General features: G+C 67.8%; 16 protein-coding genes. 8 read left to right on the top strand and 8 right to left on the bottom strand.

Going from position 1 to position 16,810, the window contains the following annotated elements; all coding sequences use genetic code 11:
• Complete coding sequence (locus FM104_RS13825; RefSeq protein ID WP_087132815.1) at positions 1 to 1,614, top strand: 5-oxoprolinase subunit B/C family protein; 1,614 nt, start codon at positions 1 to 3, stop codon at positions 1,612 to 1,614.
• Positions 1,615 to 1,717: 103 nt separating this feature from the next.
• On the opposite strand, the gene FM104_RS13820 is transcribed toward FM104_RS13825, so the two are convergent.
• Both FM104_RS13820 and FM104_RS13815 read right to left on the bottom strand, forming a co-directional pair.
• Entirely contained in the window at positions 1,718 to 3,085 is a 1,368-nt protein-coding gene (locus FM104_RS13820; RefSeq protein WP_087132814.1) for a uracil-xanthine permease family protein, read from the bottom strand.
• A 116-nt stretch (positions 3,086 to 3,201) separates the two neighbouring features.
• Positions 3,202 to 4,065 carry a phosphoribosylaminoimidazolesuccinocarboxamide synthase gene (locus FM104_RS13815; protein ID WP_087132813.1) on the bottom strand — a complete coding sequence of 288 codons (864 nt, stop codon included), beginning with the start codon at positions 4,063 to 4,065 and terminating at the stop codon, positions 3,202 to 3,204.
• Positions 4,066 to 4,241: 176 nt separating this feature from the next.
• Between FM104_RS13815 and FM104_RS13810 the strand changes: the two genes are divergently transcribed.
• Entirely contained in the window at positions 4,242 to 5,798 is a 1,557-nt protein-coding gene (locus FM104_RS13810; RefSeq protein ID WP_087132812.1) for a DHA2 family efflux MFS transporter permease subunit, read from the top strand.
• Between the two features lie 119 nt (positions 5,799 to 5,917).
• On the opposite strand, the gene purD is transcribed toward FM104_RS13810, so the two are convergent.
• Together purD and FM104_RS13800 are read right to left on the bottom strand one after the other, a co-directional pair.
• The gene (gene purD / locus FM104_RS13805; RefSeq protein WP_087132811.1) at positions 5,918 to 7,195 is read right to left on the bottom strand and encodes a phosphoribosylamine--glycine ligase; all 1,278 of its coding nucleotides are present in this window, start codon (positions 7,193 to 7,195) and stop codon (positions 5,918 to 5,920) included.
• Positions 7,196 to 7,449: 254 nt separating this feature from the next.
• A complete protein-coding gene (locus FM104_RS13800) occupies positions 7,450 to 8,160 on the bottom strand; it encodes an NUDIX hydrolase (RefSeq protein ID WP_087132832.1) in 711 nt (236 codons plus the stop codon).
• A gap of 139 nt (positions 8,161 to 8,299) precedes the next feature.
• Here FM104_RS13800 and FM104_RS13795 point away from each other — a divergent pair, with 139 nt between their 5' ends.
• Entirely contained in the window at positions 8,300 to 8,656 is a 357-nt protein-coding gene (locus tag FM104_RS13795) for a sterol carrier family protein (RefSeq protein ID WP_087132810.1), read from the top strand.
• A 290-nt stretch (positions 8,657 to 8,946) separates the two neighbouring features.
• Positions 8,947 to 9,270: a hypothetical protein gene (locus FM104_RS13790; RefSeq protein WP_087132809.1), complete on the top strand. Its 324-nt coding sequence runs from the start codon at positions 8,947 to 8,949 to the stop codon at positions 9,268 to 9,270.
• A 76-nt stretch (positions 9,271 to 9,346) separates the two neighbouring features.
• Here FM104_RS13790 and FM104_RS13785 read toward each other — a convergent pair whose 3' ends face one another.
• Together FM104_RS13785 and FM104_RS13780 are read right to left on the bottom strand one after the other, a co-directional pair.
• Positions 9,347 to 9,946 carry a zinc-binding alcohol dehydrogenase gene (locus FM104_RS13785; protein ID WP_087132808.1) on the bottom strand — a complete coding sequence of 200 codons (600 nt, stop codon included), beginning with the start codon at positions 9,944 to 9,946 and terminating at the stop codon, positions 9,347 to 9,349.
• A gap of 147 nt (positions 9,947 to 10,093) precedes the next feature.
• Positions 10,094 to 10,432 (bottom strand): hypothetical protein, encoded by a 339-nt coding sequence (locus FM104_RS13780; protein ID WP_143738427.1) that lies wholly within the window; start codon positions 10,430 to 10,432, stop codon positions 10,094 to 10,096.
• A gap of 251 nt (positions 10,433 to 10,683) precedes the next feature.
• On the opposite strand from FM104_RS13780, the gene purM reads away from it, so the two are divergent.
• From purM to FM104_RS13765, 3 genes are read left to right on the top strand one after another with little or no spacing between them, the layout of a single operon-like run.
• Positions 10,684 to 11,799: a phosphoribosylformylglycinamidine cyclo-ligase gene (purM, locus tag FM104_RS13775; RefSeq protein ID WP_087132806.1), complete on the top strand. Its 1,116-nt coding sequence runs from the start codon at positions 10,684 to 10,686 to the stop codon at positions 11,797 to 11,799.
• A 6-nt stretch (positions 11,800 to 11,805) separates the two neighbouring features.
• Positions 11,806 to 13,272, top strand: a complete 1,467-nt coding sequence (gene purF, locus FM104_RS13770; protein WP_087132805.1) for an amidophosphoribosyltransferase — start codon at positions 11,806 to 11,808, stop codon at positions 13,270 to 13,272.
• A 60-nt stretch (positions 13,273 to 13,332) separates the two neighbouring features.
• Positions 13,333 to 14,649, top strand: a complete 1,317-nt coding sequence (locus FM104_RS13765) for an MFS transporter (protein ID WP_087132804.1) — start codon at positions 13,333 to 13,335, stop codon at positions 14,647 to 14,649.
• Positions 14,650 to 14,672: 23 nt separating this feature from the next.
• Here FM104_RS13765 and FM104_RS13760 read toward each other — a convergent pair whose 3' ends face one another.
• Together FM104_RS13760 and FM104_RS13755 are read right to left on the bottom strand one after the other, a co-directional pair.
• Positions 14,673 to 15,512 carry an MOSC domain-containing protein gene (locus tag FM104_RS13760; protein WP_087132803.1) on the bottom strand — a complete coding sequence of 280 codons (840 nt, stop codon included), beginning with the start codon at positions 15,510 to 15,512 and terminating at the stop codon, positions 14,673 to 14,675.
• A gap of 206 nt (positions 15,513 to 15,718) precedes the next feature.
• Entirely contained in the window at positions 15,719 to 15,907 is a 189-nt protein-coding gene (locus tag FM104_RS13755; RefSeq protein WP_087132802.1) for a DUF3073 domain-containing protein, read from the bottom strand.
• A 153-nt stretch (positions 15,908 to 16,060) separates the two neighbouring features.
• Here FM104_RS13755 and FM104_RS13750 point away from each other — a divergent pair, with 153 nt between their 5' ends.
• Positions 16,061 to 16,603, top strand: coding sequence for a universal stress protein (locus FM104_RS13750; protein WP_087132801.1), 543 nt, complete (start codon positions 16,061 to 16,063; stop codon positions 16,601 to 16,603).
• Positions 16,604 to 16,810 lie beyond the last annotated feature (207 nt).

The raw sequence follows: 16,810 nt of genomic DNA, 5'->3' as shown, positions 1-16,810 counted from the left end.
ATGCGCGTGCTCACCGCCTCGGATCGGGCAGTGCTGGTCGAAGCGGCCGATCTCGACGAGGCGATGCGACTCAACGCCGCATGGGTGGGCCTGCCCGGGGTGATCGAGCGCGTGCCGGGTGCCCGCACCGTGCTGGTGCGATTCGACCCGTCACGGATCACGCCGGCGCGGCTGGTGGAACAGCTGGAATCGACGGTCGGAGACGCGTCGCCCCTTGCGCCGCAGCCGGAGGTCGACATCGAGGTGCACTACGCCGGCGAGGATCTCGACGAGGTCGCCGCGCTGCTCGACGTCACGGCGGAGGAGGTCGTGAATCGGCATCTGGCTGCGCGGTGGCAAGTCGCGTTCACCGGCTTCGCCCCGGGGTTCGGGTACATCGTCGGCGACGATCCGCTTTTCGACGTGCCGCGACGCTCATCGCCGCGCACCCGCGTGCCGGCGGGCGCCGTGGGCCTGGCGGGGAACTACACCGGCATCTATCCGCGGCAGAGTCCTGGCGGCTGGCAGCTGATCGGCGTCACGCAGGCGAACCTGTGGGATATCCACCGTGAACCGCCTGCCCTCTTGGTTCCCGGTGCACGAGTGCGCTTCGTGCGGGTGGGGGCGGATGCCATCACCGGTGCCGCGTCGGGGGCGCCTGATGATTCGGACGCGAAGCGACCCGACGGCGGCGGACACGCGGATGCTGTCGCCGATGACCTGCAACTTCCGGCAGCATCCGACGAATCGGGGAGCCTCCGAAACGCCATCGAGATCGTTCAACCCGGGCTGCAGCTGCTGGTGCAGGATCTTGGGCGCCCCGGTTTCGCGGCGCTCGGGGTGTCCGCATCCGGCACGGTCGACCGCACCGCGCTGCGCGATGCAAACCGTGCCGTCGGCAATGCGCCCGAGGCCGCAGCGCTGGAGAGCGTCGGCGCGGTGTCGATGCGCTTCCATGGCGACGGGGTCGCTGCGGTCACCGGCGCCGTCGGCGAGCTCACGATGACGGATGCCAGGGGAGAGCCCCGCCCGATCACGCACGGTATTCCGTTTGCGACATATGACGGCGACGAGCTGAGTCTGCGCTCGCCGCTGCAGGGGCTGCGCTATCTGATCGCGGTGCGCGGCGGCATCCGAGTGCCCGCCGAGCTCGGCAGCATGTCGTCGGACACCCTGGGCAGCATCGGGCCGGGGCCACTCCTGCCCGGCGATGTCGTGCGGGTGGGGACAGACGCCATCGATGCTGTCGACGTGCATCCGTGGCCGCGCGCGCTGCCCGCATCCGGCGATCTCATCGAGCTCTCGGTCACTCTGGGCCCGCGCGACGACTGGTTCACCCCTGCCGCACTGCGGACGCTCACGACGCAGGAGTGGCGTGTGACGGCGCAGGCGGATCGTGTCGGCATCCGTCTGCTCGGCGACGTGCCCCTCGAGCGCGCCGTCACCCGCGAACTGCCCAGCGAGGGCGCGGTGGTCGGCGCGATCCAGGTGCCGGCGGATGGGCAGCCGGTGCTGTTCCTGGCCGACCATCCGGTGACCGGCGGGTACCCGATCATCGGTGCGCTCACCACGGCGAGCCTCGACCTGGCCGGTCAGCTCGCACCGGGCGTGCGCGTGCGGTTCCGAGTCGCCTGACCGGGGCGTCGGGCGCACGAGAACAGGCGATCCGCTGAGAACAGGCCGCTCTGTGGAGAAACAACCTGATCTCGGCGAATCGCCTGATCTGGAGAAGCGCGGTCTACGCGTCTTCGGGGTCGCCGCCGAGCGGACCGACCGGCTCCAGCGGCTTGGGGTCGTCGGCACCGGTCTTGCGCAGCCGGGCGATGAGGTTGCCCAGGTGGTAGATGAGGATTGCAGCGACCGTGGCGAGCACGATGCCGCCGAGTTCGAAGCCGGAATCCTGGTCGACGATCTGGAACCCGCCGACCGCGACGATGAGCGCGACCGCCGCGGTGTACTGGTTCACCGGGCGAGAGAAGTCGACCTTGTTGTCGACCCAGATCTTGATGCCGATGACGCCGATGAGTCCGTACAGCCCGGTGGTGATGCCGCCGAGCACGCCAGCGGGCACCGAGTTGATGACGGCGCCGAACTTGGGCGACATGCTGAGCAGAATCGCGGTGATGCCGGCGACCCAGTACGCGGCGGTGGAGTAGACGCGGGTGGATGCCATCACGCCGATGTTCTCGCCATAGGTGGTCGTTCCCGAGCCGCCGAAGAAGCCGGCAAGCGTAGTGGAGAGGCCGTCGGCGATGAGCGCCTTGCCGGTCTGCTTGTTGATCTTCGGGTCTTCGGCCATGGTGGCGACACCGCGCACGTGGCCGACGTTCTCGGCGATGAGCACCAGCACTACGGGGAGGAACATCGCCATCGCGGTCCAGGTGCCGGGGGTGGCGAAGTCGGGCAGGTGGAAGGTGGGCAGCCCGATCCAGTCGGCCTGGTCGATGAGCTGCAGCGGCGTCTTGTCGTCGAGCAGCGGGTTGGGGATCTCGAGCTCGCCGCGGAACGCCGCGAAGATGTAGCCCGCGATGACGCCGAGGAAGATCGAGATGCGTCCGAGGAACCCGCGGAAGACGACCGCGAACAAGATCGTGACGGTCAGGGTGAAGGTCGCGGTGATGGGTGAGAGCGCGTAGTTGTTGTGCGCGGCACCGGCCAGATTGAATCCGATCAGCGCGACGATCGTGCCGGCGAGCACGGGCGGCAGGAAGCGGTCGACCCAGCGCACGCCGACCGTGTGCACGACGACGCCGATGATGGCCAGCAGCACACCGACGGCGACGATGCCGGCGAGCGCGGAGCCCATGCCGGCGGATGCTGTCGCGGCGGTCACCGGCGCGATGAACGCGAACGACGAGCCGAGGTAGCTGGGCAGCTTGTTGCGGGTGACCAGCAGGAAAAGGATCGTGCCGATGCCGCTGAACAGCAGGGTCGTGGGCACCGGGAAGCCGGTGAGAATCGGTACCAGGAACGTGGCGCCGAACATGGCGACAACGTGCTGCACACCGATCGCGATGGTGGCGGGCCAGTTCAGGCGTTCATCGGGGCGGACGACGGCTCCGGGCGCGACAGTGCGACCGTCTCCGTGGATCTTCCACAGCGGCATGGGGGCTCCTCGGGGATCAGGATCAGGATCAGGACCGAGGAAACCCTATCGGGTCGATGCCCGCTCGACGGATTCCGCATGGAACACCGAGCACCGAGCCGGCGGTCGGATCCTGCTCAGCCGCGAAGCCGGGTGATCAACTCGCGGTAGCGGTCGGCCGTCTGAGCCACGATGTCATCGGGCAGGGCCGGCGGTGCGCCCTGCTTGTCCCAGTTGGCGGCGAGCCAGTCGCGCACGATCTGCTTGTCGAAGCTTGCCATCCGCTCCTCCGGCGTCGCTGCGGTGCGCCAGATCTCGGCATCCCAGTAGCGCGACGAGTCGCTGGTCAGCACCTCGTCGGCGAGGCGCAGGGTGCCGTCAGCATCCACTCCGAACTCGAACTTCGTGTCGGCGAGGATCAGCCCCTTCTGCTCGGCGATCTCCGCCGCGCGACCGTAGACCGCCAGCGAGACATCGCGCAGCTCGGCTGCGCGCTCAGCGCCGACGAGCTCGACTGCCCGCTCGAAGGTGATGTTCTCATCGTGCTCGCCCATCGGCGCCTTGTACGCCGGGGTGAACAGCGGTTCCGGCAGGCGGTCGCCGTTGCGCAGCCCGGCCGGAAGAGGGATGCCGCAGACGGTGCCGCTGGCGACGTACTCCAGCCATCCCGAGCCGGTGAGGTACCCGCGCACCACGCACTCGATCGGCAGCATCTCCAGCGCCATGGCGAGCATGGAGTGGCCGGCTACGGCATCCGGTATCTCGCCCTCGGCGATGTGGTTCGGCACGTCGCTGAGCTGATCGAACCACCACATGCTGAGGGTGGTGAGCAGCTCGCCCTTGTGCGGAACGCCGGGGGAGAGCACGAAATCGAAGGCGCTGACCCGGTCGGAAGCCACGACGAGGATGCGGGTGTCGCCGGGATCCTCCGACGCGTACAGGTCGCGGACCTTGCCCGAGTAGAGGTGCCGCCAGCCGGGAATCTGAAGAGGTGAGCTCACGGGTCAATCATGGCATCCGCTGCGGGAGAGGGCCCTGCCGATGACACCACTGGGTAACCGGGCGGCTGCGGCACCCGGACCCTTTCGTGCATGCCCGTGCGAAACACACTCCCGCCGGGTGTAGAGTCCCGGACGCACCCCGTGGGCGAAACCGCCCCCCGAAAGGCAGCACGCCAATGACTGAATCCGCCGCATCTGCAGCATCCGAATCCTCCACCGCCTCCGAGGCGCGCGGTCCCTCGACGGGAACTTACGCGGTCGGGCACAAGCCGAAGAGTCCGTGGCCTGCGCTGTGGTCGCTGGTCATCGGGTTCTTCATGATCCTCGTCGACACCACCATCGTCTCTGTGGCCAATCCCGCGATCAAGGCGGCCCTGGACCCTGAGACGAACAATCTCGACAACGTCGTCTGGGTGACGAGCGCCTACCTGCTCGCCTACGCCGTGCCGCTGCTGATCACCGGCCGGCTCGGCGACCGGTTCGGCCCGAAGAACATCTACCTGATCGGGCTCGTCATCTTCACCGGGGCATCGCTGTGGAGCGGCCTGTCGACCACGCTCGAGGGTCTCATCATCGCGCGCGCCGTGCAGGGGCTGGGTGCGGCCTGCATGACGCCGCAGACGATGGCCGTGATCACCCGCACCTTCCCGCCCGAGCGGCGCGGTGCGGCAATGGGGCTGTGGGGTGCCACCGCTGGTGTCGCGACACTTGTCGGTCCGCTGCTGGGTGGACTGCTCGTCGACGCTTTCGGCTGGGAGTGGATCTTCTACATCAACGTGCCCGTTGGCATCATTGCGTTCGTGCTCGCCTGGATCTACGTGCCGAAGCTGCAGACGCACCTGCACCGCTTCGACTACGTGGGTGTGGCGCTGAGTGCTGTCGCGCTGTTCCTCATCGTGTTCGGTCTGCAAGAGGGGCAGAAGTACGACTGGGGAACCATCGTCGGGCCGATCTCGGTGTGGGGGCTCATCGCTGCCGGCCTCGTGCTGCTGATTGCATTCGTGCTGCAGCAGTGGAAGACCAAGAGCGAGGCTCTGGTGCCGCTCGGGCTCTTCCGCGATCGCAACTTCGCGGCATCGAACCTCGGCATCGCGGCCGTCGGCTTCACGGTGACGAGCATGTCGTTGCCGTTCATGTTCTTCCTGCAGCTCGCTCGCGGGCTCACACCGACCGAGTCGGCGCTGCTGCTGGTGCCGATGGCCGTCATCTCCGGCATCCTTGCACCGTTCGCCGGTGCCCTTCTCGACCGAATCGACCCGCGTTTCATCTTGATTCCGGGCTTGCTCTGCGTGGCCGGTGGCGTGCTGTGGAACGCCTCGCTGATGAACGTGGATACGCCGACGTGGATGTTCCTGCTGCCGTCAGCACTGCTCGGCATCGGCAACGCCGGCATGTGGGGGCCGCTGGCCACCGAAGCGACCCGCAACCTTCCGCCGCGCCAGGCCGGCGCCGGGGCAGGAATCTACAACACCACCCGCACCATCGGATCGGTGGTCGGCTCCTCGGCGATTGCGGCATTCATGCAGGCGCGTCTCGAGGCGAACCTGCCCGGGCTCGATAAGGCTCCGACCGGGTTCGGCGGCGGTGGCAAGATGCCTGACGCTGTGGCGGAAGGCTTCTCGGCGGGCATGGCGCAGTCGATGCTGCTGCCAGCCGGTGTGATGATCATCGCGCTGATCGCGGCGGTCTTCATCGGTCGCTATAAGGGCAAGACCGCCGACGAACTGCGCTGACGCGGCCCTCCGGGGGAACGGATGCAGGGAGTTTGAACGGATGCAGGTGAAATCCTCGGTGTGTCGCCCTCCGGGCGTACAAACTCCCTGCATCCGTACGCGGCGCTCCGGCGCGGGGCCTACTCCGCGACGCGCGCCGCGATGTCGTGCCGGTAGTGCGCGCCGTCGAGTTCGATCTTCGCGATCGCCTCATAGGCGCGGGTGCGCGCATCGGTGAAGTCCGACCCGGTCGCCACGACGTTCAGCACGCGCCCGCCGGTGGCGACGAGCGAGCCGCCGGGAGCATCCGGGCCGGCGGTCGCGGCGTGCACGATCCGCACACCCTCGACGGATGCCGCCGCACCCAGCCCCTCGATCATGCGGCCGGTCTGCGGAGCCTCCGGGTACCCCTCGCTGGCCAGCACGACCGTGACGGCGACGTCGTCGGAGAACTCCGGCAGTGGCTCATCTTCAAGATGGCCGGAGGCCGCGGAAAGCAGCAGCCGTGACAGCGGGGTGCGCAGGCGAGGCAGCACGACCTGCGTCTCGGGGTCGCCGAAACGGGCGTTGAACTCGATCACGCGCACGCCGTCGGGCGTGAGAATGAGCCCCGCGTACAGCAACCCGATGAAGGGGGTGCCCTCGGCGTCGAGCTGGCGGATCACTGGGATGGCTACCGAATCGGTCACCTGTGCGACGAAGCTCTCGACGCTGCCGAAGTCGTCGGCGAGCCAGGGGAGCGGCGAGTAGGCACCCATCCCGCCGGTGTTGGGGCCGCCGTCACCGTCGAGCGCGCGCTTGAAATCCTGTGCGGGACTGAGCGGGCGCACCGTGTCGCCATCGCTGAGGAAGAACAGCGAGACCTCGGGGCCGGTGAGGAACTCTTCGACCAGCACGGCGCCTGCGGGCAGGTAGTGCTCGGCGTGCGCGAGAGCCTCGGCGCGGTCAGATGTCACGATCACGCCCTTGCCTGCGGCGAGGCCATCGGCCTTCACCACATAGGGCGCGCCGAAGTCGTCGAATGCGGCTTCGACGTCGTCGACGGATGCTGCGCGCACCGCGCGCCCGGTGGGCACACCCGCAGCATCCATGATCCGCTTCGCGAAGGCCTTCGACCCTTCCAGCTGCGCCGCCGCCTTGCCCGGGCCGAACACCGGGATGCCGCGCTCGCGCAGCGCGTCGGCGACGCCGGCGACGAGAGGCGCCTCAGGCCCGATGATGACCAGGTCGATGCCGTGCTCGTTGGCGAACGATGTGACGGCTGCACCATCGAGCTGATCGAGGTCGACGAGATGAGCGTCCTGCGCGATTCCGGCATTGCCGGGGGCGGCGAAGATCTCGTGCTCGGTCTCTTCCGACCGGAGAGAGAGGATGATCGCGTGCTCGCGCGCGCCGGAACCGAGGACCAGGATCTTCATGCCGCCAGCCTACCGGCGTGCGCCGCGCTCACTCCCGTCGCGGATTTTCACGTTCGGCCTCTGAGCCGTGGTGTTCCCGTCGCAGAATCTCCCCGCCTGCCGTCGTGCGCAGCGGGAGAATTTGCGACCGGAACTCCCGGAGGGCGGCGCGACCGGGGCCACGGGCGGGGCGCGCGGAGAGCGGCGCGGCCGGGGCGCGCGGAGGGTGGTGCGGCCGAGGCTCCGGGGGCGGTCTCCGCCGACTGAGCGCTGCGTCAGAGGATTTCGGCGGGGGCGATCGGCCGCTCGTTGGACTGATCCCAGGGCAGCGCCCATCCGGTCGCCTCGAACAGGGCGTCGAGGATGCCGGCGGTGAAGCCCCACACGATCGTGCCATCCAGGTCGAACGCCGGGCCGCGGTAGGTCTCGCCGCCACGGCTGAGCGTCGAGGTGTAGCGGTTCGCCGGATCGATCAACTGCGCGACCGGCGCCCGGAACACCTCTACCGTCTCGGCGTGATCCACGGCGGCGACACGTGAAGGCGTGCGCCACCAGCCGAGCACAGGCGTCACGAGGAAATTGCTGACAGCCAGCGGAATCTCGGGCAGCGCGGCGAGCACTTCGACGCCATCGGGGTCGAGTCCGGTCTCTTCCTCGGCCTCGCGCAGGGCCGTGGCAACGGCATCCGCGTCGTCCGCATCCTGACCGCCGCCGGGGAACGACACCTGCCCGGGATGCGACGACAGCGTGGCCGCCCGTCGCTGCAGAAGGACGTCGAGGTCGGATGCGACGGTCAGCTCGTCAGACCGGGCCAGGATGCTGTCGAGCCGGCCGAACAGGATCAGCACGGAGGCCGGGGTCGGGTCGGTCACAGCCAGTGGGAATGTCGGTGTCCACGCACCCGCCGTCTTCGCCGCCGCAAGCAACTCCGCGCGCGCACCACGCAGCGTGCTGCCGCGTGCCTGATCGTCGAAAGAGTCGCTCATCTCTGTCGAGCTTATGTCGTGGTCGGTGCCACCACTCGAGCACGGCTCCGCAGAGACCTTCGCGCGCAGCGCGTTTTCGGCGTTGCGGTCCGACATCGGGCCACTATTTGCGGAGCCATGCGCGGCGTAGCCTGGAGCCATGCCGGCTCGCAGAATAGATGTCGCTCACGGACGCGTCGCGCTCGCCGCGGTCGCAGCCGGAGACGCGGCGCGCCCGCAGCTGGCGATGGCGGTGCGCTATCTGCTGCAGCTGATCGACGAGAAGGCACCCGGCAACAGCGTCGAGGTGCGCGTGCCGCCGTTCGGCGCGGTGCAGGTTGTGCAGGGCCCCCGCCACACGCGCGGCACGCCGCCGAACGTGGTCGAGATGGATGCCACGACGTGGATCGCGCTCGCTACCGGCGAGCAGATCTGGGCGGATGCTGTCGCAGCCGGGCTGATCTCAGCATCCGGCACCCGCGCCGACCTCTCCGACCTGCTGCCCCTGCGCCCGTAACCCCCACCTGCCAGAACGCCCCGCGCCCGCGTGCCACGCCCACTTTCCGCGAGAAACCACTTCCCGCATGAGAAACCACGTGCGAGGTGGTTTCTCGTGCGGCAGATGGTTTCTCGGCGCTGGGTGATGACCCACGTTGGGCGCCCGATGGCACAGGTCGGGCGATCGGTGAGGGACGGCCCACGACGAGCGGCGGCGACCCAGGGTGCTCGGTGAGGGCGGACCCACGCCGGGAGGCGGGTGACTGCGAACCGCGGCGGGCGCATAGCGAGTCGTGGGACAATAGAGCCATGTCCAGCAACGCAACGCACAGCACGGTCGACGCGACGATTCGTCCCGTCCCGCGCTTCGGCGTGTTCATGGGGCTCGGCGTCGCGCTGGGCGTCATCGTCGCGGGCATTCTCACCGCGGTGGGCAACTATGAGCCCTCGAAGGTGCTTGACGTCGTCTACCCTCCGGGGCAGGTCTTCGGCTTCGCTCTGCTGTGGACGATCCCGCTCGGGCTCGCCCTCGGCGGTATCGTCGCGCTGATCCTCGAACGAATCGTGCGCAGGCACTCGCGCGTCGTCCGCGTCGAGCACGAGCGCGTGACCGAGACGCAGCCCGAAGACTGAGACGCAGCCCGAAGACTGAGACGCAGCGCGTGACCGAGACACAGCTCGACGACTGAGGTCGATCGCTGAGACGCAGCTACGCGAGTTCGGCGATCACCGGACGCATCGCCGCGTCGAACGCGACGACGTCGCGGCGCAGCCCATCGGTGACAGCCACGCTGAGCGCGCCGATCCACCAGATGCCGCGCTGGCTGAACGGCAGCACTTGCACGTTCAGCTCGAATGAGTGCGCGCGCCGGCCCGCTTCCCGCTCGAACTCGGCGATCGCGCTCGCGTAGGCCCGGTAGGCGCCGCCAGACGAGCTCACCGAATCGACGTAGCGGTTGTGCGCGTCCTGGGCGTAGCGCAGTACGGATGCCGAATGCGGCGTGACTGCATCACGCAGCTCCTCCGCTCCGGTGGTCGGCAGAGCCACCAGGGTGTCGAAGCCGTCGACGAGGTCGAGCGGCACCTCTGAACGGTGCGCGCGCGGCTCGACGGTCATGTCCCAGTAGTCGCGCCACTGGCTCTCCAGGTCATCCGTCGCGTCGAGGGCGTCGGGCTGGCGGGTCTCGAGCCCGCGCAGGCTCGGCAGATCATCCGGGGCACGGATGCCGAGCAACTGCCGCAGCGAGAGCGCGACGAGCACCGGAATGCCGGCGTCCTCACGGATCAGCCACTGCGGCTTGTCGCTCATGGCCCCATCGTATGGAAGTCCGCCACCGGTTCAAACAAGTTACGGCCAGTGATAGATGCTTTCCGCAGGCGGGAAGGGGTCGAAACCAACGAAAAGCATCTATTGACCGTGCGCCGGGCCGCGGTGCAGGAGCGCAGGCCCGGCGAATCAGCGCCGACGGGCGAGAATTCGGCGACGCAGACGCTCACGGCTGCGGGATGCCGGGTGCGTGGCATCCACGAGCGCCTGACGTGCTGCGGCGAGCGTCGAGTAGCTGCCGATCCGGCGGCTGTGGCTGTCGTGAACGACGTGCGAACTGCAGTCGACGGTGACGAAACCGGCGAATTCGCCCTGACTCGTTGCCACGAAGACGTCGTGGTCGGCCTGCTGCCAAGCGAGATCGGTCGGGGTGATCACGGCATCCGCAGAGACAGCGGACGCCGACGATGCGGCGGAAGTGTGGTCAAAGGGCGCGTCAATACGCGCGGAAGTCTTGGTACTGCTCATCTTTCAGCTCTTGCTTGGGGGCGGCATGCGGCCGCCAGTGGTGCAGCCGGGACGGATGGATTCGCATCGGTGCAAATCGGCCTTTCGTGCCCTGGCCGGGCGTGCGCTGCGCCGGTGAGAACGGCGAAACTGAGCGCAACCAATAACTATAGCAGGTTGATCCTTCACCGACGTGTCGCGCCGCGAGCCGTGGGCGGAACGAAGCATTCGTCACGGTCTCGGACGCCGCCCCGCACAGGTAGGCTGTCAGCGTGGCAGAATCCTCCACCAATCCCTATGCTCAGGCCGGTGTCGACACCGTCGCCGGTGACCTCGCTGTCGAACTCATGAAGGCTTCCGTGCGTGCGACGCACGGACCCGAAGTGCTCGGTGGAGTCGGCGGTTTCGCCGGCATGTTCGACGCCAGCGCATTGCTCGGCTACAAGCGTCCACTGCTGGCCAGCAGCACCGACGGCGTCGGCACGAAGGTCGCCATCGCGCAGGCCATCGACAAGCACGACACGATCGGGCAAGATCTGGTCGGCATGGTCGTCGATGACATCGTCGTGGTGGGCGCGAAGCCGCTCTTCATGACCGACTACATCGCCTGCGGCAAGGTCGTGCCCGAGCGCATCGCCGACATCGTCCGAGGTATCGCCGAGGCGTGCTCGGCCACCGGCACCGCCCTCGTCGGCGGCGAGACCGCTGAGCACCCGGGTCTGCTCGGCCCGCGCGACTACGACGTGGCCGGGGCCGCGACAGGGGTCGTCGAGGCGGATGCCATGCTCGGTGCCGATCTCGTGCAGGACGGCGACGCGGTGATCGCGCTGGCCTCCAGTGGCCTGCACTCCAACGGATACTCCCTGGTGCGCCACATCGTGGCGAACGCGGGCATCGGCTACGGCGACAACGCCGCCGACCTCGGCGCCACCTGGGGCGAGGCACTCCTCGAGCCGACGCGGCTGTACACGACGCCGTTGCTGAACCTGATCGAGCAGGTGCCGAACGGCATCCATTCCCTGAGCCACGTTACCGGCGGCGGCATCGCCGCAAACCTCGCACGCGTGCTGCCCGTGGGCAGCTGGGCCGAAGTCGACCGCTCGACCTGGGCACCGAGCACCGTCTTCCGCGTGCTCGCCGACATCGCCGGCACCCCGATCGTCGACACCGAGGGCACGTGGAACCTCGGCATCGGCTTCCTCGCGGTCGTTGCCGCCGAGAAGAAGGATGCCGCGATCGCGGCCATCGAAGCACAGGGAATTCACGCCTGGCAGGTCGCGACCGTGCACACCGGTGCACGTCCGAGCGGTGAGTTCGAAGAGGGCGCCAAGGGCGTCGACGGCGGTGCGGTGCGCCTGGTGGGCGCATACGCGGACGGAGCGAAGTAACACCACATGTGCGGCATCGTCGGAATGGTCGGAAACGGCCCGGTCAATCAGGACATCTACGACGCACTGCTGCTGCTGCAGCACCGCGGTCAGGATGCCACGGGCATCGCGACGGCAGAGCCCAGCGGCATCATGCACATGGCCAAGGCCGAGGGCATGGTGCGCGAGGCCTTCCGCACCCGTGACATGCGCGCTCTCCTGGGCAACGTCGGCCTCGGGCACGTGCGTTATGCGACCAAGGGCACCGCCTCGAACGAGGAGGAGATGCAGCCATTCTACGTGAATGCTCCCTACGGCATCGTGCTCATCCACAACGGCAATCTCACCAATACGCGTGAGTTGACCGCCGACATGGCGAACCGCGACCGTCGCCACTTGAACTCGTCGAGTGACACCGAGCTGCTGCTGAACGTTCTCGCAGGTGAGCTGCAGGCTTCGGCATCCGACGTCGACCTCGACGCCGACCGCGTCTTCGACGCCGTCGAGCGCACACATGCCCGCGTCGAAGGCGCGTACGCCGTGATCGCCATCATCGCCGGATACGGTCTGCTCGCCTTCCGCGATCCGTTCGGCATCCGACCGCTGATCCTGGGTCGCCGCGCGGGAGCCGCCGCCGGCGATGCCGACGAGTGGGTCGTCACCAGCGAGTCGCTCGTGCTCGAGAACGCCGATTACGAGATCGTGCGCGAGGTTGAACCCGGTGAAGCCGTCTTCATCACCGATGATGGCGAGCTGTTCACCAGGCAGTGCGCCCAGCGCACCCAGCTCACTCCCTGCGCCTTCGAGTACGTGTACCTCGCTCGCCCCGACTCCGTCATGAATGGCGTCTCGGTCTACGAGTCACGACTGCGCATGGGCGACCGCCTCGCCGACACCATCGCCAAGCACGTGCCGCTCGACGAGATCGACGTGGTCATGCCGATTCCGGATTCGTCGCGCCCCTCGGCCATGGAGGTCGCGCGCAAGCTCGGCAAGGAGTACCGCGAGGGCTTCTACAAGAACCGCTACGTCGGTCGCACCTTCATCATGCCGGGCCAGGCGGTGCGCAAGAAGAGCGTGCGGCAGAAGCTGAACGCGATGTCGAGCGAGTTCCGCGGCAAGAACGTGCTGCTCATCGACGACTCGATCGTGCGCGGCACGACGAGCATGCAGATCATCCAGATGGCGCGGGATGCTGGCGCCAAGTCGGTCATCTTCGCATCGGCCGCGCCGCCCGTGCGGCATCCGCATGTCTACGGCATCAACATGCCCTCGCGCCATGAGCTGGTCGCGCACGGACGCACGATCCCCGAGATCGCCGAGGTGCTGGGGGCCGACCGCATGGTTTACCAGGAGGTCGAAGACCTCAAGGCTGCGATCATCGAGGGATCTGACCTCGAAGACCTCGACATGAGCTGCTTCGACGGCCGGTACATCACCGGCACCATCACGCCCGAGTACCTGGACTGGGTCGAGAAGTCGCAGACCTCGTGACGTCCCCTGGGCCCCTAAACCACGCACTTGGGTCCCTGAGCCTGTCGAAGGGCCGTCGCCATGGCCGCTAACCCGCTCTGGCGCGGCCGCACCCTCGCCGTTCTCGGCATCGTGCTCTGCGCATTCTCGCTGCGCTCCGCGGTGGCATCGCTGTCGCCGGTCGTCGATCTGATCAGCGCAGATTTCCCCGTGTCGCCGGCGGTGCTGGGTGTCATCGGCACGCTTCCGCCGGTCTGTTTCGCGATCTTCGGTCTGCTCACTCCGCTGCTGGAACGCCGCCTCGGCCTCGAACGGGTCACGGTTCTCGCGCTCTCCGCGATCGCTGTCGGCCTCCTGCTGCGCGGTGTCGTCTCCGACTCGGTTGCCCTGCTCGGGGCCACAGCACTGGTGTTCGCCGGGGTCGGCATGGGCAACATCCTGCTCCCGCCACTGGTGAAGAAGTTCTTCCCCGACCGCATCGGGCTGATAATGACGCTGTACACGACGTCGATGGCGCTATCGACGTTCGTGCCGCCGCTGGTCGCGGTGCCGGTGGCGGATGCGGCCGGCTGGCGCTTCTCTCTGGCGATGTGGGGTGCCTTCGCGATCGCGGGAGTCATCCCCTGGGTGCTGATGCTCGGTCGTTCCAAGACTGCGTCGATGCCGGACCCCGCCCCAGGCGCTGCGCCGGTCGAAGAGTCGGACCCCTCGGATGCTGAGTCCGTCGAACGGTCGAGCGAGTTCACCGAGACCGGCCCGATCGCCACGTCTCCCGCCAGCCGCCGCATCTTCGCCCGCCTCGCCCGCATTCCCCTCGCCTGGGCGCTCGCGGCCACGTTCGCCACCTCAGCGACGATGGCCTACGTCTCGTTCGCCTGGCTGCCGGCGATCCTGATCGATATCGCGGGCGTCGATCCGGCCACGGCAGGGTTCCTGCTGTCGCTGTTCGCGTTCGTCGGCCTGCCCGCATCGCTGCTCGTGCCGATCCTCGTCGTGCGATATCAGGCGACGCGTCCGCTGTTCGTCGTCGGCTCGGTCGGCGGTCTCGTCGGCGTCCTCGGCCTGCTGCTCGCGCCCGTACCCTCCGTGCTGTGGATCTGGGTGCTTCTGTTCGGACTGGTGGGTCTGCTGTTCCCGCTGTCGCTGGTGCTGATCAGCATCCGCGCGCGCACCCCCGAAAGCGCCGTTCTGCTGTCGAGCTTCGTGCAGAGTGTGGGCTACACGGGTACCGCCGTGTTCCCGGTGCTGATCGGGATCCTGCATGGCGCAAGCGGCGGGTGGACCATCTCGCTGCTCGTGGTCGCCGCGGTGCTGGTTGTGACGTTCCCCGCCGGCATGATCGCCGGGCGTCGCGTCACCATCGAAGATGAGTGGGAGCGCCGCCACGGGAAGTGGTGACCGGCCCAGTGGGCCGAACACGCTCAGCCGAACGTCACCTCGTCGCCGACGCGGATGACGCCGCCCGTGCCGGAGTCGTCACCCACGGCCCCGCTCACTCCGTGGAGCAGCAGCAGTCGCCCGAGCGTCGGTGCGGGCAGCCCGATCTCGCGGGTGAGGGTGGTGAGCACTTTGGCATCGCGGATGCCGGTGTCGGGGTTCGCGTGGGTCGCCAGGCACCGCACGATCGGGCCGTCGGCCGTGAAGCGCAGGTCTCCGATGCGCACCTCGCCCGACCAGGAAAGCTCGTCCCAGGCATCCACTCCGTCGATCACGACGTTCGAGCGGAAACGGCGGTCATCGACGGTCAGGCCGGGCGTCTTGTCCGGCAGGGCGGCGTCGAGAGCTGTGACGCTCGCCTCGCTGTGCACAGTGACGAAGCCGCGCGAGCGGTCCTGAAAGCGGGAGTGCTCGCCGTCGCCGACCAGCACGAGCGGGAGCCGGCCCTCGCGCTGCAGCTGCTTCCACTCGGGGGAGTCCAAGACGAAGGCGGTCACGATCTCCGTGAGTTCGGCACGCCCCTCGGCATCCAGCACCACATCGACCAGCAGGGAGTCATCGTGTGTGATCCGCACCCGCTTCGCCTCGTTGTCGTATGACACGCGCAGCATGGCCAGGGACGGAAACGTTTCCAGCGCAAGCCCCTTCGACTTCGGCCAGTAGTCCAGTCCGTCGCGCTGCTCCGGCTCCGCAGCATCCGCGAACCGGAATGCGAGCACCCGGTCGCCGACAATGCGGCCGTCGGGCTGAACGGTCAGCTCGTGGCACGCTTCGGGAGTGAACCCCTTGACGGGATAGCGGTAGAGCGCGGTGATGCGGGGCATCCGGCCATTGTGTCAGGGACACAGCCGTCACCCGTCACCCGGAACAGGCTCATTGTCGAGCGCAGGACGATTCTGCAGAATCGATCCTGCACTCGTCAACCGTCCTGTTCTCATGACAGCAACCGGCGCCTCTGCACGCGACGACAAAGCCCTGGTCGACTCAGCGGATGCTGGTCGCCAGGGTGTCGTTTATGCGATCGATGAGATCAGGCTCTTTCGAGCTCGTCCTCATCTTCGTCGGCATACTCATCGGCCCACTTGTCGACGTACTCATTGCCGTCGGTGTCCGGGTGCCCGAGTTCACGCTCGAGTGCCGAATAGTTCACCTCAGGACTGAATGACTTGAGTTCGCGGGCGATTTTGGTGTGCTTCGCCTTCTGACGGCCACGGCCCATGCGCGAGACCCCCTTTTTTACGAGTTCAGCAGCGGGCTGTACGACGCCCGATGATATTCACGGCACCGGCTTGAGGCCGGTAAGAGTAACATTCAGGATAGCACGCACGCCAGAGCATCCGGCCTCTCTGCGGCCGGTGAGGGAAGGATCGCAATGACAGATTCCACACCTGCCCAGCCCGACGAAGCGGCACAGAACGCCGCCCTGCAGAAGGCCGTCATCGTCGGCATGCAGCCGGGTCAGCCGGACCACGTTCTCAGAGAGGCGCTTCGCTACGCCAAGCTGCTGGGTTCACCTCTCGTGGTCGCGCATGTGGATGTGACCAGATTCGTGACATTCGAGGATCCGGATGGGTATGTGCACTCGGCGCCGATCGACCTGAACCTCGAAGCAGGCGTCGCCGAATTCGAGGACGTGCAGAAGGCGGCCGAGGCGATGCTCGCCGACGCCGACGTGGTGTGGACCGCTCGTCAGCTCGTCGGCGACCCGGCGCTGGCGATCAAGCAGCTGGCTGGCAAGCTCGACGCGCAGCTCATCGTCGTCGGCACCCGCAAGCGCGGGCTCGGCGAGTCGATTCGCGAATTCTTCACCGGATCTGTCGCCGCACGGCTGAGCCACCGTCAGCACCGCCCGGTACTCGTGATCCCGCAGGGTGAAGAAGTGCCCGACGACCAGAAGGACGTCTGGTCGGAGTAATCCAGCCCCGGAGCGCTCCCAGTCCCCGAGCACTCCGTCCCCGCCGCGCTACTCATCCGTCGCCCCTGCTCGACCGCCCCTGCTCGACCGCCGACACCCCGTCCTATCGCCGACACCCCGTGGTGTTGACGTACACAGGGCGGGGTCTCGGCGATAAAGCGGGGGTGTCGGCGATCGATGCGGGATGCGGGGCGGGGTGCGACGCGA

Origin of the sequence: Microbacterium esteraromaticum, assembly GCF_900163815.1 — a bacterium.
Lineage (GTDB): Bacteria > Actinomycetota > Actinomycetes > Actinomycetales > Microbacteriaceae > Microbacterium > Microbacterium esteraromaticum_B.
The sequence above is the reverse complement of the archived record's forward strand: the minus strand, read 5'-3'. Positions and strand labels throughout refer to the sequence as shown.

Bases quoted from the DNA above. Each gene is read 5' to 3' on its own strand.
- FM104_RS13825 (WP_087132815.1), top strand. From the start codon at position 1: ATGCGCGTGCTCACCGCCTCGGATCGGGCAGTGCTGGTCGAAGCGGCC.
- FM104_RS13820 (WP_087132814.1), bottom strand. From the start codon at position 3,085: ATGCCGCTGTGGAAGATCCACGGAGACGGTCGCACTGTCGCGCCCGGA.
- FM104_RS13810 (WP_087132812.1), top strand. From the start codon at position 4,242: ATGACTGAATCCGCCGCATCTGCAGCATCCGAATCCTCCACCGCCTCC.
- purD (WP_087132811.1), bottom strand. From the start codon at position 7,195: ATGAAGATCCTGGTCCTCGGTTCCGGCGCGCGCGAGCACGCGATCATC.
- FM104_RS13800 (WP_087132832.1), bottom strand. From the start codon at position 8,160: ATGAGCGACTCTTTCGACGATCAGGCACGCGGCAGCACGCTGCGTGGT.
- FM104_RS13795 (WP_087132810.1), top strand. From the start codon at position 8,300: ATGCCGGCTCGCAGAATAGATGTCGCTCACGGACGCGTCGCGCTCGCC.
- FM104_RS13790 (WP_087132809.1), top strand. From the start codon at position 8,947: ATGTCCAGCAACGCAACGCACAGCACGGTCGACGCGACGATTCGTCCC.
- FM104_RS13785 (WP_087132808.1), bottom strand. From the start codon at position 9,946: ATGAGCGACAAGCCGCAGTGGCTGATCCGTGAGGACGCCGGCATTCCG.
- FM104_RS13780 (WP_143738427.1), bottom strand. From the start codon at position 10,432: ATGAGCAGTACCAAGACTTCCGCGCGTATTGACGCGCCCTTTGACCAC.
- purF (WP_087132805.1), top strand. From the start codon at position 11,806: ATGTGCGGCATCGTCGGAATGGTCGGAAACGGCCCGGTCAATCAGGAC.
- FM104_RS13765 (WP_087132804.1), top strand. From the start codon at position 13,333: ATGGCCGCTAACCCGCTCTGGCGCGGCCGCACCCTCGCCGTTCTCGGC.
- FM104_RS13760 (WP_087132803.1), bottom strand. From the start codon at position 15,512: ATGCCCCGCATCACCGCGCTCTACCGCTATCCCGTCAAGGGGTTCACT.
- FM104_RS13755 (WP_087132802.1), bottom strand. From the start codon at position 15,907: ATGGGCCGTGGCCGTCAGAAGGCGAAGCACACCAAAATCGCCCGCGAA.
- FM104_RS13750 (WP_087132801.1), top strand. From the start codon at position 16,061: ATGACAGATTCCACACCTGCCCAGCCCGACGAAGCGGCACAGAACGCC.